The organism is Candidatus Salinivivens marinus, from assembly GCF_965655845.1.
Lineage (GTDB): Bacteria > Pseudomonadota > Alphaproteobacteria > Rhodobacterales > Rhodobacteraceae > Salinivivens > Salinivivens marinus.
Map to the genome: position 1 here is coordinate 1 of NZ_CBFHHX010000007.1, position 16,264 is coordinate 16,264.

Genomic DNA, 16,264 nt, shown 5'->3' on the forward strand with positions numbered 1-16,264 from the left:
TAGGCTTATGCCTCACTTTCATTTAAGCCTTCAGCATGGAGATGACTTAATTCTAAAACGAATGAAAAGACGTCACTTAAGAAAGGACGCGATTTCATTTTGTGAACAAGTTAGAAAATTGAGACCGGAAGTGACCTTCGGGGCGGATATAATAGCTGGATTTCCTACTGAATCTGATGAACATTTTAAGAATTCCATAAAGTTAGTTGAAGAATGTGGCTTAACCTGGCTGCATGTTTTTCCATATTCTAAGAGAGATGGGACGCCTGCAGCTCGCATGCCCCAGATTGATGGAAGAATAATAAAAAGCAGGGCTGAACTTCTAAGATCATTAGGAAAAAAAGTACGCAGTAAACATCTGAAAGAGCAAATAGGACTAAAACACAAAGTACTTATGGAAAGTTCTGTTCTGGGTCGGACAGAGCAGTTTGCCGAAGTTCTTTTTGCAAGTCCGCAACAGGAAGGCTCAATAATTGATACTACAATAAGTGATGCTTCAAATAGTCAATTGATGATCTATTAGATGCAGGTCGATTATTTAAATTTAACAAAGTAATGCCCGAATTTAAACAACCAATTCTTTATAGTTTTAGGAGGTGCCCTTACGCAATTAGGGCAAGGCTTGCCCTGTTTTACGCTAGGATCAATGTTGAAATTCGAGAAATAGTTCTCCGAGAAAAGCCCAAGGAGTTTTTAGCCACATCACCAAGTGGCACAGTTCCATCTTTGAGACTTAAAATGACAGTACTGGACGAAAGTCTTGATATTATGAAGTGGGCTTTGGGTCAGAATGATCCGACTAATTTAATGGAAATGCCAGAGTATGGCTTCGATTTAATTTCAGAGTGTGATGGAAATTTTAAGCGTGCTCTTGATAGAACAAAGTATCCAAACAGGTTTCCAGATGCAGATCCTGTACAATCTAGAGATGAAGCTTCAGTCTTTCTATATAAATTGGAAAATACACTCTCTCCAAATTTGTTTGGAGCAAATATGTCCATTGCAGATTTGGCAATATTACCCTTTGTCAGACAATTTGCCCACATTGACCAAGTCTGGTTTTATGACCAAGACTGGATTAATTTGATCAAGTGGTTAGATAGTTTTAAGCAAAGTTCAGAATTCAATAAAATTATGACAAAGATACATCCTTGGCAGGAATGTGATTCACCTGTCATGTTTTCTGATCTTTATTGGTCCTAACAATTGTAGCTTTTAGTTGATCTTTATGTTTGCGTTACGAAATTTCTTGTGAATATTAGTTTCAAAATTTTTTAGATCATAAAGGCTATAAATGTTCAGACTATATCACGTCCCCTTATCACCATTCTGTAGGAAAGTTCGTTTAAGCCTTGCTGAGAAAAAGATAGAGGTTGAGCTCGTTGAGGAGCGTTATTGGGACAAATCAGCAGAATTCTTGAGAAGAAATCCTGCGGGCAAATTACCTGTCTTGAAAGTTGGTGATGAAATACTTTCTGAAAGTACCGCAATCTGCGAATACTTAGAGGAAGAATATCCTGATAAGGCTTTGCTCCCAGCAACTCCCAAAGAAAGGTTCGAGGCTCGACGAGTGGTCTCATGGTTTGATGACAAATTTCATAATGAAGTCACATCAAAGCTTCTTTATGAGCGGATAAATAAGAAAATAATGGGACAAGGTTTTCCGGATAGTAAAAATATAAAAGAGGGTTCAAAAAATATTAAGTATCATATCGATTACATGGCTTGGCTGCTTGAACACAGACGTTGGCTGGCAGGAGAAGTTATGACCCTTGCTGATTTTGCCGCTGCCGCGCATTTTTCCACACTAGATTATTTAAGTGACATCGATTGGAATAGGTCTCTTGCTGTGAAGGATTGGTATGCTAAAATTAAATCAAGACCTGCCTTTCGTAGTTTATTAGCAGATCAAGTTTCAGGTTTCCCGCCGCCTATTCATTATAATGATTTGGATTTTTAACTCATTGGAAAAACTGTGACTGATTTAAAATCGAAATTGATAGATCGGGCGAAGGATCTCAGCTTCGATTTAATAAAAGTCTGTAATCCGTCCGAATTACCATCTATCTCAGGGCCTTTTCGAGAATTCTTAAGTTTGAATTATCATGGTCAAATGACTTGGCTTTCAGATAGAATTGAATGGCGTGAAAACCCTAAAATTCTTTGGCCTGATGCGAAGTCAGTGATAATGCTGGCTCAGAGTTATGCGCCGGTACATAATCCTATGGATGTTCTAAAATATCCTGATAAAGCTGCAATTTCTGTTTATGCGCAAAATAAAGATTACCACGTTGTCATAAAGAAAAAATTGAAGTCGCTTGCACGTTGGTTAATCGAAGAGGCCGGTGGCGAAGTAAAGGTATTTGTAGATACCGCACCCGTGCCGGAAAAACCTTTAGGGCAGATGGCGGGGTTGGGTTGGCAGGGGAAGCATACAAACCTGGTGAGCCGTGACTTAGGGAATTGGTTTTTTATTGGATCTATTTTCACGACAGTAGAAATTGAACCCGATGATCCGGAAGTGGATCATTGTGGTTCATGTCAGTCATGCATTGACATCTGTCCAACAGACGCTTTTCCCAAGCCCTATCAAATTGATGCGAGACGCTGTATCTCTTACCTTACCATAGAACATCGTGGTCCAGTGGAAATTGATTTAAGGTCGAAAATTGGCAACCGAATATATGGTTGTGACGACTGTTTGGCTATTTGCCCTTGGAATAAGTTCGCAAAAGCTGGTAGTGAAACAAGGCTTTATGCTCGGGAAGAACTAAAAATGCCAGATCTGAAAGAGCTTGTTTCGTTAGACGATAGAGCTTTCAGAGATAAGTTTTCTGGTAGTCCAATAAAGCGTATAGGCCGCGATAGATTTGTAAGAAATGTTCTCTATGCGATTGGCAATTCACGGGAGCAGAAATTTAAAAAAGTTGTAAAACCTCTTACTAAAGATCCAGATTCCGCAATACGTGACGCTGCAACGTGGGCTCTTACTCAATTAGCGTGAATAGGCGGTAATTAATGTGCTGTAATTTTTTATTTGAAACTCTGCAATAAGGTCTAGGAGAGCAACGTGGCTTTTTTCTTAGGAGTGGATACTGGCGGCACATATACGGATGCCGTTATTTTACGTGATGAAACAGAGGTCATAGCTAGTGCAAAGGCACTCACTACCCGCCACGATTTATCATTTGGCATATCTGAGGCCATACGAAATGTCATTGATAAATCTTCAATAAAACCAAAGGATATCTCTCTTGTATCGCTTTCAACCACTTTGGCGACAAACGCGCTTGTTGAAGATCAAGGTGGCAGAGTTGCCTTAATATTTGTTGGGTTTCGCGATGGTGATCTAGCCAAGCATAGTATTAATGATGCGTTGAGAGGTGATCCAGTTTTACAAGTAAAAGGTGGGCATAATCATGCTGGTGACGAAACGTGTCGAATTAACTTAGAAGAAATCAAAGAATGGGTCTTAAAGCGCGATGGGGTCTCAGCTTTTGCTGTCGCTAGCCAATTTGCGACCCGCAATGCTGCCCATGAGCTTCAGATTATGGAATTAATAAGGAATTTGACTGATAAACCCGTAACTGCGTCTCATCAGTTGTCTTCAAAACTCAATGGACCAAGACGGGCTCTTACTGCCGTGCTTAATGCAAGATTAATTGGGATAATTGATGAATTGATAGGTCGTTGTGGAGCTACTCTGTCCAATCTAAAAATTGATGCCCCTTTGATGGTCGTGCGTGGTGATGGCGCGCTTATTTCTGCAAGTGAGGCTCGCAATAAACCTATAGAGACAATTCTAAGTGGGCCTGCAGCGTCAATTGTTGGTGCGAAATGGATGACAAAATTAAATCTAGGTTTCGTATCTGATATCGGTGGGACAACTACCGACGTTGCACTACTTAAGGATGGGCGCCCGACACTCGACGCAGCTGGTGCTCGCGTTGGGAATTTTCGCACAATGGTCGAAGCGGTCGCAATGCGCACAACAGGGCTGGGCGGTGACAGCCAAGTCCATTTTCTGTCCGAGGGGCTGAAGGGTGGTGTGCATTTAGGCCCAAAAAGATTAGTTCCTATATCATTACTTGCTCATCAAGAACCGCATATTCACGATATTTTGGATGAACAATTAAGAACGGCAACTCCTGGAGAGTATGATGGAAAATTTATAAGGCTTATTTCAAGTCCAGATGATCATGGCTTGCAGTCTAGAGATTTAAAAGTACTCTCACGAATTGAAAGAACCGCAAAATCACTCAGGTCGGTCATTCAGACACGGATCGAAATAAAATCCATCGAGCGACTTGTGTCGCGTGGACTCATACAGGTTGCCGGTGTCACACCGTCTGATGCTAGCCATGTGTTGAAAAAAATGACTACTTGGGATGCCGCTGCAGCAGAAAAAGCTATTTTGTTGTTTGGCAGAAGACGCAAGGGCTCAGGTGATTTATTGGGAGAAACCGCGGAAGGTTTGTCTAAAATGATAATAAATCAATTACAGAGACAAACAGCGTCATTCTTATTGGAAAGTGCATTTCATGAAGAGGAGAAATTTGATTATCCTGCTGAAGAATTAGCAAATAATATAATAATGGTTCAAGGTTTGAGTACCCATAAAAATATTGTGAAAATTGATACCGGTCTAAATTTACCCGTTGTAGGTCTTGGTGCCTCTGCTTCTTCATATTATCCAGCAGTTGGTGACCTTCTGAAGTGTGATATGATACTCCCCCAGCATAGTGATGTAGCCAATGCTATTGGAGCGGTAGTCGGGCGTATAACTCGGCGAGTGCAAGGCTCTATTACTGCTCCTAGTGAAGGGCAATTCAGGGCCCATTTTCCGGATGGACCGAAAGATTTTTTAAATGAGGAACAAGCTTTAGATTGTTTAGAAAGTTTCTTAGTCGAAAAAGCAATTGATCAAGCGCGTGATTCAGGTGCAGCTGATATCGTTACGAAAGTGTCACGGAATATTAAAAAAGCAAAGGCCGAGGCTCGCGAGATGTTCGTGGAAGCAATTTTGACTGTAGAAGCATCTGGGCGTCCTAGAATATCACAGTAGGTTCAATTCCCATCATAGCCAACCATGTGCTTTTCTCCTCGATCACGTGCAAGTTTTATTTGTTTTTGTCTCTCCCTAAATCGGCTTTTATCGTAATCAGAGGTTTTATCAAAACATTGGTGACAAGAAACGCCATGCTCATATTTGCTATGGTTTTGATCTTTTGGGAGTATTGGGTGACGACACGCATAACATAACTGGTGTAGTCCCTCGCTTAACTCATGCCTTACCGAAACTCTGGCGTCAAAGACAAAGCAGTCACCCTCCCAGCTACTTTGTTCTTCAGGAATTTCTTCTAAATATTTTAGAATCCCACCCTTCAAATGATGTACCTCTTTTACACCCTTGCCGAGGAGGTAGTTAGTTGACTTCTCACATCTGATGCCACCGGTACAAAACATAGCAATTTTTTTATTCCTGAATTTATCTTTATTTTCCTCCCACCATTCTGGAAAGTCGCTAAAACTCTTTGTTTTAGGATTTATCGCGCCTTTAAAGGTTCCAATGCCTACCTCATAATCATTCCGCGTATCAATAAGCACCACATCTGATGCATTTATAAATGAATCCCAATCTTTGGGTTCAACATATTTCCCAACTTTTTCTGCTGGGTTCACGTCAGGTTGACCCATTGTTACAATTTCTTTTTTTATCTTTACTTTCATCCTTGGGAATGGCGGCAAAGAAGCGACACTTTCTTTATGCTCAATATTGCTACAGCCTGGCAGGGTTTTTATGTATTTAATCACGTTATCAATGCCTTGGCGAGAGCCGGAGATTGTACCATTTATTCCTTCTGGTGCCACTAAAAGCGATCCTGTAACTCCGGATGAATTACATTCATTTTGCAAGGGGCCACATAATTTTCTGTGATCTTTGAACCTGGTAAAATGATATAATGCTGCAACTATAAACATTAGTTAAACCTTTATATCTGCAACTAGTTTCATATTTTGTGACTACTTGAAAACGTTAAAATTCATTGTTTGAATTACTTTGCTAAATCAAAAGCCAAAGGCTTAACTTGTTTGAACATGCCAGTGTCCTTTAATTGGTTTACTGCATCTGGAGTTATTGGTCCATCAAGATAAAGTAAGGCTATGGCTTCACCACCAATTCCTGCGCGTCCTAAAGTAAAGTTAGCAATATTTATCTTGTTTAAGCCCAGAATTTGCCCAAGCTGTCCAATTATTCCCGGCACATCTTCATTAGTGGTATACAGCATATTTTTACCAACTTCAGCATCCAAATTTATACCTTTTATTTGTATAAACCGGGGTTTGCCATCACTGAATACGGTTCCCCCGATCGAGCGTTCTTTCGTTTTAGTTACAGCAGTCACTTTTATATAGCCATCAAACGCTCCAGATTTATCTTGGTTTGTTGTAGAAATTTGTACACCACGCTCCTTTGCAATTACTGGAGCGGATACCATATTCACATCTGGGTTTACCTTTTTCATTATACCGGCGATCACGGAACAATTTAAGGCTTCCAAATTCATTTTTGAAACAGAACCGTCATATAAAATATTTATGGCCTCCAATGGCTCATCAGTCATCTGCCCTATGAAACTCCCAAGATGCCCGGCTAAATTTACCCAAGGTCCCATTATTTTAGCTTCTTCGGCGGTCATGGAAGGCATATTTAATGCGTTTTCTACAGCTCCTTCATTTAGATAGTTGGCCATTTGCTCGGCTACTTGGATTGCAACATTTTCTTGTGCTTCACTCGTTGCCGCGCCTAGATGAGGAGTACAAACCACATTTGGAATTTGAAATAATGGATTGTCAGTAGCCGGTTCATCTGAGAAGACATCGAAACCAGCTCCTGCAATATGTCCTGATTGAATGAGATCTGCTAAAGCGCTCTCATCAACCAAACCACCTCTTGCGCAGTTTATTATTCGAACGCCTTTTTTTGTTTTACTTAAATTCTCTCGACTTAAAATATTTTTTGTTGCCTCGGTATATGGCACATGAAGTGTTATGAAGTCTGCCTTTTGTAAGAGCTCATTCAGCTCAACTTTTTCGACGCCCATGCTGTCTGCTTTTTCCTCACCAAGGAAAGGATCGTAAGCCAGAACTTTCATTTGTAATGCACGAGCTCTCTCACAGACAATTCCACCAATATTCCCTGCTCCTATCACACCAAGAGTTTTTCGAGTAAGCTCAACACCCATAAACCTTGATTTTTCCCATTTCCCTTCATGCGTAGAAATTGATGCCTCAGGTATTTGACGTGCTACTGCGAACATCATGGCGATTGCATGTTCAGCTGTGGTTATCATATTCCCAAAGGGTGTATTCATTACAATAATACCCTTTTTTGATGCTTCTTCTTTGTCGATATTGTCTGTACCAATTCCAGCTCGTCCGATGACTTTTAGTTTTTTTGCATTTCTAAGAACTGTGGGGGTAACTCGAGTTGCTGACCTTATGGCCAAACCATCGTAATCACCTATAATTTCGGCAAGTTTTTCTTTATCTTTGCCTACTTCAGGCATGAAGTCGACTTCGATACCTTTTTCTTTAAATATTTTAATAGCAGTCTCAGATAACTTATCGGAAACGAGTACCTTGGGTGCCATAATTAAGCTCCTTGATTATTAATTAAAAGTACGTTTAACACTGACGCGTAGGATCTTTATCCTAAATCTGCCTTGCTAATTCCTCGTGATATGCCCATTCAAGCCATGGAAGCATTTGCTCCAAATCAATTTTATTTACAGTTCCACCACACCAAATTCGTAACCCCGGGGGTGCATCTCTGTAAGATGCAATATCATAGGCTACCTCTTCATCTTCCAAGCGCTTAACAATGGCTTTTGAAAACGTTACTCCGTCTTTTATTTTTGGATCAGTAAATTTCAAACAAACGGATGTGACAGAGCGAGTTTCACGATCGATGGCAAGATTATCTATCCAATCTCTTTGATCGCAGAACGACCAAACTGTTTTTGCATTACTTTCAGCCCTTGAAATTAATTCATCTAAGCCACCAATTTCTCTGGCCCATTCCAATGCATATAAAAAATCTTCAACCGCCAACATTGAAGGCGTATTAATTGTGGCTCCTTCAAATATACCTTGGATCAGTTTATTATTTTTGGTCATTCTAAATATTTTTGGAATTGGCCAATTAACTTCATGACTTTCTAGGCGTTCAATTGCCTTTGGTGATAATATTATTATACCATGTGCAGCCTCTCCACCCATCACTTTTTGCCAGCTGAATGTCGTAACATCCAATTTTTCGAATGGCAGTCTAATGGCAAACGCGGCTGAGGTTGCATCGCAAATTGTAAGGCCTTTTCTTTTGAGTGGAATATCGTCTCCGTTCTTCATACAAACACCAGAAGTGGTGCCATTCCACGTAAATACAACGTCGTTGTCATAATCGATTGAAGACATGTCGACGATATGGCCATAGTCGGCAGTTATAATTTCAGGATTAATTTTTAATTCATTTACAACATCATTAATCCAGTCTTTTCCAAAGCTTTCCCAAGCTACCATCGTAGTGTTTCGAGCGCCAAGTAGAGACCACATTGCCATTTCCACGGCTCCAGTATCTGATGCCGGTACAATCCCTACTTTATAACCAGATGGAACTTCTAAGATTTCTCTCACACCATCTATTAACTTTTTGAGTTTCTTTTTTCCCACGCTAGCTCGATGTGATCGGCCTACTGCTGCAGAGAGTAGTTTATCAGTGGAAAATGTGGGATATTTGGCGCATGGTCCAGAAGAAAAATACGCATTATCAGGCCGCGCAACCGGTTTTTCTATATTCATTTATTTTACCCTTACAGATATATGCCCCTCGTTGGGGAGGGGTGTCCCACAAAAACTGATATAGATTTCGAAAGACTTTAACAAGTCCGATTTTAACGCTATAGGGCGTTCAAGTTCGTAAAAGGTGTGAGCGGAAGTTATTCAATGTATAGTGTTATACTTTTATGCACTAGTGGAACTGAGACCCTAAGCCAGAAACTGGTTAATTCAGTCTATTCTTCCATGGACGGTCAAAATCTTTCATGGCTCTGTGACGATGAAGCTGTGTGTTTCGATGTAGAAAAAAAGAGCACAACGCATTATGAAATATGGTCGCAGCTACAGCGCATTAAAATAGATATGGTGTTCCAGAAAAAAGAAAATCATTTTAAATCGCTACTTTTAGCTGACATGGATAGTACTATGATAGAGCAAGAGTGTATTGATGAGCTTGCCGATATGTGTGGAGTGGGAGGTGAAGTAAAAAAAATAACAACGCGTGCAATGAATGGTGAGTTAGGTTTTCATGATGCTTTAAACGAGCGAGTAAGTTTATTGGCTCAATGCCCGAGTTCTGTAGTTGAACAAGTTTTAGAAAAAAGAATTACCCTTCGCTCAGGCGGTAAAACCTTAGTCAGCACGATGAAGGCAAACGGCGCATATACGGCCTTAGTATCGGGCGGCTTTACAGCGTTCTCAATTCCTATCGGAATAAACTTAGGTTTTGATGAGCAAAACGCAAATATACTCGTTGAAGAAAATGGGGTTTTTACTGGTAAGGTTGCTGAGCCAATCTTGGGAAAAAATGAAAAAGTAAATCAATTAAATCGTTTGGTGAAAGAGCGAGGTCTCATGCACAGCGATGTGCTGGCTGTTGGTGATGGAGCGAATGATCTTGAAATGCTAGAGATCGCAGGAATTGGTGTTGCCATGCATGCAAAACCTATTGTAGCTGAGAAATGTGATATAGTGATTAATCACTGTGATTTAAGTTCCTTGCTTTATCTCCAAGGATATAAAAAAGAAGATTTTGTAAGCACGTAAATAGATTAATAAATACTATTTCTATCTCGAATGTTTGAATAAGATTTTTAAGGTCTATATTTTTATTTAATTGCAAAATAGGAGAAGTTGTCTTGTCAAAATACTTCAAAGATCCAATGCGTATTGACCAATTAAATGAGATTGAGCACTGGGTTACCCAAGAAAACGGTACAGAGCGACCGGGTACAGGAAAATACCTTAACAATAAAAAAATTGGAATTTATGTAGATATTGTTTCGGGAGAGCCTTTATTTTCATCAGATGAAAAGTTTGAATCTGGGTGTGGTTGGCCAAGCTTTACCAAACCACTAGTTTCGTCTCATGTTGCAGAGTTACAAGACAGTAGCCACGGAATGTTGCGCACGGAGGTGCGGTCAAAATTTGCAGATAGTCACCTCGGGCATGTTTTTCCAGATGGGCCGCCAGAAAGAGGTGGTTTACGTTATTGTATAAACTCCGCCAGTCTGCGATTTATTCCATTAGATGAGATGGAAGCAGAAGGCTATGGTGAATTCATAAGCCAAATAGGAGAGTAGTATGGCTAAAGCAATTTTTGCTGGGGGATGTTTCTGGGGAATGGAAGAGTTAATTCGAATGCGCCCTGGCGTTCTAAGCACCCGCGTTGGATACACGGGGGGACATGTTAGTAACCCGACGTACCAAATGGTTTGTACAAAAACAACAGGGCATGCGGAAGCGATAGAAGTAGAGTACGATAACCAAGTTACTTCATATCGAGATCTGTTACAGTTCTTTTTCCAGATACATGATCCTACTACTTTAGATCGTCAGGGGAATGATATTGGTGATTCTTATAGGTCAGAAATATTTGCTCTCAGCACTGAGCAAGAAGTTGATGCCCATGAAATAATTTCGGAGATTAACGAAAGTGGGCGTTGGCCAGGAAGAGTGGTTACAAAGGTTTCAAAAGCTACTGAGTTTTGGGAAGCAGAACCAGAGCATCAGAACTATCTGCAAAGATACCCCAGAGGCTACACATGTCATTTCCCGAGAGATAATTGGAAATTATCGAAATCTTAAGCCCATTTTGATTATGCTTTTGTAAATCTTTCGTATCTTAAAAACTCAAATCGTTGACGATAAAAGCATTACAAACTATTCTTTTCTAAGCCCTAAGGCGGAGTGTTTTTTTGAGAGGTCACGGTAAATGAATATACGAAACCATTTTCCCACTGAGGAATTGCAAAAGCGTGATGCGGCGCATCATTTGCATCCATTTACCGCTCAACATGATTTGGCAAATAAAGGGTCAAAAATTATCACATCTGCGCAGGGGATTTATGTCTACGATAGTAATGGTGAAGAACTGTTGGACGCAATGGCTGGATTATGGTGTGTTAATATCGGTTACGGTCGAGAAGAGTTGGCTCAGGCTGCTGAGCGGCAAATGAGAGAACTACCCTATTATAATACCTTTTTTCAGACTACACATATCCCGGCGATTGATCTGTCAGAAAAACTTGCGAAATTAGCGCCGAGAGATTTGAACCATGTGTTTTATGCGGGCTCAGGGTCTGAAGCAAATGACACTAACATTCGTATTGTGAGGCAATACTGGGCATTATTGGGTCATGCAGAGAAAAATATAATAATCAGCAGGAAAAATGCATATCACGGATCCACCTTGGGTGGAGCGTCGCTAGGCGGTATGAATGCAATGCATCAACAGGGCGGTTTGCCAATTCCCAACGTCCAACACATCAATCAACCCGATTGGTGGGCGGAAGGTGGTGAGTTAAGTCCAGAGGAGTTTGGGTTAGCTAGAGCGAGGGAACTCGAAGAGGCAATAGTAGAGTATGGTGAAGAAAGAGTTGCAGCTTTCATAGCTGAGCCTGTTCAAGGTGCTGGTGGAGTTATTGTCGCTCCAGATACATATTGGCCAGAAATTCAAAGGATTTGTGACAAGTATGAGATAATTTTAATTGCTGATGAGGTTATTTGCGGTTTTGGAAGAACTGGTAATTGGTTCGGCTCGCAAACCATGAAAATTAGGCCTGATATTATGACTGTTGCGAAGGGTTTAAGTTCCGGCTATCAGCCAATTGGCGGATCGATTGTTTCAAAAAAAATAGCTGAAGTAATAGGAAAAGATGAGTTTAACCACGGTTACACATATTCAAGTCATCCAGTAGCCGCAGCCGTTGCATTGGCAAATTTAAACATTATTGAGTCTGAAGGAATTGTTGAGCGTGTTAAAAACCAAACGGGGCCATACTTGGCTAACAAGTGGGCTACGCTGAGTGATCACCCCATGGTTGGCGAGGCAAAAATTGTTGGAATGATGGGCTCGCTAGCTTTGACACCAGATAAAGCAAACCGAGCCAAATTTTTATCCCCTTCTGGCACAGTCGGATACATTTGCCGTGAATGCTGTTTTGCCAACAATCTTATAATGCGTCATGTTGGGGATCGAATGATTATTTCACCGCCTTTGATTATTGATAAAGAACAAATTGATATTTTGATTGAGCGCGCCTGGAAATCGTTAGACGAAGGCATGAGTAAAGTGAAAGTAAAAGGATTATGGAAGTCCGCTCCGATTTAACTATTTTAGTTCAAAAAATAGCAATATAAACAATCTATTAGTTTATTTTTGCATATCTTGTTGATCTGGTATTGAGTCATATGTTTTAATCAGACGATTCTATAGAGAAGATAAAGCGAAACCAGGAAGTTAATATTGGCCAAAGACTCACAAGCAGAAGCTTTTGTACGGTTCAATCGTGTGCAAAAAAGCTATGATGGCGAAACGCTGGTAGTAAAAGATCTAAACCTTGAAATCCCAAAAGGTGAATTTTTAACTATGCTTGGTCCCTCTGGTTCGGGCAAAACAACCTGTTTGATGATGTTAGCTGGATTTGAAACAGCAACACATGGCGACATAATGTTAAATGGTGTTTCAATCAATAACATACCACCGCACAAACGTGGGATAGGGATGGTATTTCAAAATTATGCGCTTTTCCCACATATGACAGTTGCAGAAAACTTATCCTTCCCCTTAGAAGTTAGAAAGCTTGAGAAGTCTGTTCGTGAAGAAAAGGTTGCTAGAGCACTTGATATGGTTGAAATGGGTGGGTTTAAGGGTCGGCGACCAGCACAGTTGTCTGGGGGTCAACAACAGCGCATTGCCCTGGCACGCGCGCTCGTGTTCGAACCCGAATTAGTTTTGATGGATGAGCCACTTGGTGCCTTGGATAAACAACTTCGTGAAAAAATGCAGTTTGAAATAACGGCACTTGCACATCGTCTGGGGATTACAGTTGTTTACGTCACGCATGATCAGACAGAGGCCTTGACGATGTCAGATCGCGTAGCAGTGTTTAACGATGGCCGTATTCAGCAGTTAGCTACTCCAGACCAGCTGTATGAAGAACCAGAAAACAGTTTTGTAGCACAATTTATCGGTGAAAATAATACTCTTAATGGGGTCGTGAAAGAGTTAAAGAGTGACATTGCAACAGTCAAATTGGATAGTGGTGATATTATTGACTGTAAACCCGTTAATGTTTCCGAAGTCGGCGAGCGAACTCAAGTATCCATTAGACCAGAAAGGGTAGAGCTCAATAAAAGTAAACTTCCAAAAAAAGCGCATACTCTGACAGCGGAAGTTTTGGAATTTATTTATATGGGTGATACGTTTCGTACTAGACTTAAGGTAGCTGGTAACGAAGACTTCATTGTAAAAACAAGAAATTCGTCTAATCAAGTGCGGCTGAAGCCTGGAGAAAAGGTTGAGATAGGTTGGTCTCCCGAGTGTTGTCGTGCTTTAGATGCATGAAAAGGAGTTGGTTTAGCGTATTCATTTTGGATATAGCTTTTGCAGTATTGGTTTATTTGCCCGTAAGGCCGACACTGTTTTCTTACAACGGGTAACATGGGAGAAGCTAATGAACTTCACTAAAACAATTATGACAACTGCTTCAGCAGCATTGATTTCTAGTGCTGCTTTTGCTGGAAGTCACATGTCAATGGAAATGACAATTGTGTCTTGGGGTGGCGCTTACTCTGCGTCCCAACTTAAGGCATATCACGAGCCTTACTCTGCCAAGACAGGCGTAACGATACTTAATGATGACAGTTCATCAACTGCTGTTGCGCAGCTAAGAGCGATGAATGAGGCTAACAATATCACATGGGACGTTGTTGACGTTGAAGCTGCTCCAGCCATGCAGCTATGTGATGAAGGTTTAGCTCTGGAGATTGATCCAGATACTATGCTTGCACCAGCGCCAGATGGAACACCGGCATCTGAAGATTTTGGGGATATGCTTGTTTCTGAGTGTTTTATCCCACAAATCGTGTATTCAACTACTTTTGGATATAGAACAGATCTCGTAGGAGATAATCCTCCAGACAGTGTCTGCGCTGTTTTCGATACCAAAACATATCCAGGCAAACGTTCTCTCTTTAGTGTTCCGATCAATCAAATGGAGTGGGCCCTACTTTGTGATGGTGTAGCTAAATCTGATATTTATGATGTACTTGCTACCGAAGAAGGCCAAGATAGAGCACTTGCTAAACTTGATACAATTAAAGGCGACGTTATCTGGGTTTCCTCTGGCTCTGATACTCCCCAGTTACTTGCTGATGGTGAGGTAATAATGGGCGCTACTTATAATGGGCGTCTATTTTCTTTGATCGAAGAGCAAAAGCAACCTGTTGCGATGATTTGGGATGGTCAGGTTATGGACTTGGATGGTTGGATTATTCCAGCAGGTCTTAGTCCTGAAAGACAAGCACGCGCGTTGGACTACATCATGTTTGCAACAGACACACAACGACTTGCAGATCAGGCGAAATATATCAGTTATGGTCCTGCTAGAGCATCTTCAGCACCGTTGGTTGGGAAGCATGCTGATCTTGGTATAGATATGGCGCCACATATGCCAACTGCACCAGAAAATCTATCAAGAGCTTTTTTGATGAATTATGATTTTTGGGCGGATTACAGAGACGATCTCGATGCTAAATTCCAGGCATGGTTAGCAAAATAATTTGTAAATAACTTAGAAGGGCCAAGTGGGCCCTTCTAATCACAAAATTTAACTAATATTTTAACACTCTTCATGGGCCTTTTATGGTTAACAGCTCACCTAACAGCACTCTGTTATCAGCAGACGGTACGCCTTTAAAGAAAAGCTTAAGTCGTTCCCTAAGACAACAAAAAATACGAGCGCTGCTGCTAATTTCGCCCTTGCTTATCTTTATTCTTGTCGCATTTATTATGCCGATTGTTTCCATGCTTTCGCGATCGGTTGAGAATGACTTAGTTTCTCAAACTTTGCCTGCAACGGTTAGTGCAATACAGTCTTGGGATGCTCTGAGTGGCGAATTGCCAGATGAGCTCGTTTATAAAGCATTTGCACAGGATATCCAGAATGCGGCTAAGGTAAAAGTTCATACTAAAGTTGCACTGAGGCTCAATTACGAAAAGTCCGGTATTGCATCACTATTTAAGAAAACGGCAAGAAAAGCAAAAAAGTGGGATATGGAAACTGACGGTCCATTTAAAGAAAAATTAATTAAAGTTCACAAAGGGTGGGGTGAAGTTGAAGTATGGCAAATTATAAAAACCCATAGTCCGCGTTATACGTCGGGATACTTTTTAAATGCTATCGATATGCGTAAAACAGCAGAGGGTGCAGATTTTCAGCCTGAAGATAAAACCATTCTAATTAAGCTGTTCCAACGTACTCTTGTTATGTCTTTGATAATCACGTTTTCATGTATACTTCTCGGTTATCCAGTAGCGTGGTTACTTGCAAATTTACCAATGCGGCAGGCAAACCTGCTCATGATACTAGTATTATTACCTTTTTGGACATCCTTGCTAGTACGAACGTCAGCCTGGAAGGTCATGTTGCAGCAGCAGGGTGTTATTAATGATATTTTAGTGCAACTCAGTCTTGTTTCCGATGACGCTCGCTTGATCATGATAAATAATGAGATTGGGACTATCGTTGCCATGACCCATATCCTTTTACCATTTATGATTTTACCAATGTATTCAGTTATGCAAACAATACCACCAAGCTATTTGCGCGCAGCAAAGTCATTGGGAGCAACAAACTGGACCGCTTTTTGGAGGGTATATTTCCCCCAGTCTATACCTGGTATTGGAGCTGGTTCTATTTTAGTTTTTATTCTTGCTATCGGCTATTACATCACACCTGAGATTGTAGGTGGTACCAAAGGTGTCTTCATATCTAACCGAATAGCTTACCATATATTGAAATCTTTGAATTGGGGACTGGCAGCCGCTTTGGGCACAATACTACTTGTTGCCGTTCTTATCTTATATTGGACTTACGATAAGATCGTCGGGATCGATAATGTGAAACTGGGTGGATAGCAA

Annotated in this window: 15 protein-coding genes; 12 read left to right on the forward strand and 3 right to left on the reverse strand. The window is 40.8% G+C overall.

Annotated elements, in window-relative coordinates:
* The 5 genes from ACTF5Q_RS07500 to ACTF5Q_RS07520 all read left to right on the forward strand — a co-directional run.
* On the forward strand, positions 1–523 hold a 523-nt coding region (locus ACTF5Q_RS07500; protein WP_438954009.1), incomplete at its 5' end, for a radical SAM protein.
* 32 nt (positions 524–555) lie between these two features.
* A complete protein-coding gene (locus tag ACTF5Q_RS07505; protein WP_438954010.1) occupies positions 556–1,203 on the forward strand; it encodes a glutathione S-transferase in 648 nt (215 codons plus the stop codon).
* Positions 1,204–1,294: 91 nt separating this feature from the next.
* On the forward strand, positions 1,295–1,960 hold the full coding sequence (fzlA, locus tag ACTF5Q_RS07510; protein ID WP_438954011.1) for an FtsZ-binding protein FzlA: 666 nt from the start codon (positions 1,295–1,297) through the stop codon (positions 1,958–1,960).
* A gap of 15 nt (positions 1,961–1,975) precedes the next feature.
* On the forward strand, positions 1,976–3,004 hold the full coding sequence (queG, locus tag ACTF5Q_RS07515; protein ID WP_438954012.1) for a tRNA epoxyqueuosine(34) reductase QueG: 1,029 nt from the start codon (positions 1,976–1,978) through the stop codon (positions 3,002–3,004).
* Positions 3,005–3,070: 66 nt separating this feature from the next.
* Positions 3,071–5,065, forward strand: coding sequence for a hydantoinase/oxoprolinase N-terminal domain-containing protein (locus tag ACTF5Q_RS07520; RefSeq protein ID WP_438954013.1), 1,995 nt, complete (start codon positions 3,071–3,073; stop codon positions 5,063–5,065).
* A 2-nt stretch (positions 5,066–5,067) separates the two neighbouring features.
* On the opposite strand, the gene trhO is transcribed toward ACTF5Q_RS07520, so the two are convergent.
* The 3 genes from trhO to ACTF5Q_RS07535 form a co-directional block, all read right to left on the reverse strand.
* Positions 5,068–5,982: an oxygen-dependent tRNA uridine(34) hydroxylase TrhO gene (gene trhO, locus ACTF5Q_RS07525; RefSeq protein WP_438954014.1), complete on the reverse strand. Its 915-nt coding sequence runs from the start codon at positions 5,980–5,982 to the stop codon at positions 5,068–5,070.
* A 74-nt stretch (positions 5,983–6,056) separates the two neighbouring features.
* On the reverse strand, positions 6,057–7,655 hold the full coding sequence (gene serA / locus ACTF5Q_RS07530) for a phosphoglycerate dehydrogenase (protein ID WP_438954015.1): 1,599 nt from the start codon (positions 7,653–7,655) through the stop codon (positions 6,057–6,059).
* Positions 7,656–7,716: 61 nt separating this feature from the next.
* Positions 7,717–8,862: a phosphoserine transaminase gene (locus tag ACTF5Q_RS07535; protein WP_438954016.1), complete on the reverse strand. Its 1,146-nt coding sequence runs from the start codon at positions 8,860–8,862 to the stop codon at positions 7,717–7,719.
* Positions 8,863–9,006: 144 nt separating this feature from the next.
* On the opposite strand from ACTF5Q_RS07535, the gene serB reads away from it, so the two are divergent.
* From serB to ACTF5Q_RS07570, 7 genes are all read left to right on the forward strand, one after another.
* The gene (gene serB, locus ACTF5Q_RS07540; RefSeq protein ID WP_438954017.1) at positions 9,007–9,885 is read left to right on the forward strand and encodes a phosphoserine phosphatase SerB; all 879 of its coding nucleotides are present in this window, start codon (positions 9,007–9,009) and stop codon (positions 9,883–9,885) included.
* Positions 9,886–9,977: 92 nt separating this feature from the next.
* Positions 9,978–10,421, forward strand: a complete 444-nt coding sequence (msrB, locus tag ACTF5Q_RS07545; RefSeq protein ID WP_438954018.1) for a peptide-methionine (R)-S-oxide reductase MsrB — start codon at positions 9,978–9,980, stop codon at positions 10,419–10,421.
* 1 nt (position 10,422) lies between these two features.
* A complete protein-coding gene (gene msrA / locus ACTF5Q_RS07550) occupies positions 10,423–10,926 on the forward strand; it encodes a peptide-methionine (S)-S-oxide reductase MsrA (RefSeq protein WP_438954019.1) in 504 nt (167 codons plus the stop codon).
* A gap of 127 nt (positions 10,927–11,053) precedes the next feature.
* On the forward strand, positions 11,054–12,451 hold the full coding sequence (locus ACTF5Q_RS07555; RefSeq protein ID WP_438954020.1) for an aspartate aminotransferase family protein: 1,398 nt from the start codon (positions 11,054–11,056) through the stop codon (positions 12,449–12,451).
* A 135-nt stretch (positions 12,452–12,586) separates the two neighbouring features.
* Positions 12,587–13,687: an ABC transporter ATP-binding protein gene (locus ACTF5Q_RS07560; RefSeq protein WP_438954021.1), complete on the forward strand. Its 1,101-nt coding sequence runs from the start codon at positions 12,587–12,589 to the stop codon at positions 13,685–13,687.
* 109 nt (positions 13,688–13,796) lie between these two features.
* Entirely contained in the window at positions 13,797–14,903 is a 1,107-nt protein-coding gene (locus ACTF5Q_RS07565) for an extracellular solute-binding protein (RefSeq protein ID WP_438954022.1), read from the forward strand.
* 83 nt (positions 14,904–14,986) lie between these two features.
* A complete protein-coding gene (locus ACTF5Q_RS07570) occupies positions 14,987–16,261 on the forward strand; it encodes an ABC transporter permease (protein ID WP_438954023.1) in 1,275 nt (424 codons plus the stop codon).
* The last annotated feature ends 3 nt before the right edge of the window (positions 16,262–16,264 follow it).

Bases quoted from the DNA above. Each gene is read 5' to 3' on its own strand.
- ACTF5Q_RS07505 (WP_438954010.1), top strand. From the start codon at position 556: ATGCCCGAATTTAAACAACCAATTCTTTATAGTTTTAGGAGGTGCCCT.
- fzlA (WP_438954011.1), top strand. From the start codon at position 1,295: ATGTTCAGACTATATCACGTCCCCTTATCACCATTCTGTAGGAAAGTT.
- trhO (WP_438954014.1), bottom strand. From the start codon at position 5,982: ATGTTTATAGTTGCAGCATTATATCATTTTACCAGGTTCAAAGATCAC.
- serA (WP_438954015.1), bottom strand. From the start codon at position 7,655: ATGGCACCCAAGGTACTCGTTTCCGATAAGTTATCTGAGACTGCTATT.
- ACTF5Q_RS07535 (WP_438954016.1), bottom strand. From the start codon at position 8,862: ATGAATATAGAAAAACCGGTTGCGCGGCCTGATAATGCGTATTTTTCT.
- serB (WP_438954017.1), top strand. From the start codon at position 9,007: ATGTATAGTGTTATACTTTTATGCACTAGTGGAACTGAGACCCTAAGC.
- msrA (WP_438954019.1), top strand. From the start codon at position 10,423: ATGGCTAAAGCAATTTTTGCTGGGGGATGTTTCTGGGGAATGGAAGAG.
- ACTF5Q_RS07555 (WP_438954020.1), top strand. From the start codon at position 11,054: ATGAATATACGAAACCATTTTCCCACTGAGGAATTGCAAAAGCGTGAT.
- ACTF5Q_RS07565 (WP_438954022.1), top strand. From the start codon at position 13,797: ATGAACTTCACTAAAACAATTATGACAACTGCTTCAGCAGCATTGATT.
- ACTF5Q_RS07570 (WP_438954023.1), top strand. From the start codon at position 14,987: ATGGTTAACAGCTCACCTAACAGCACTCTGTTATCAGCAGACGGTACG.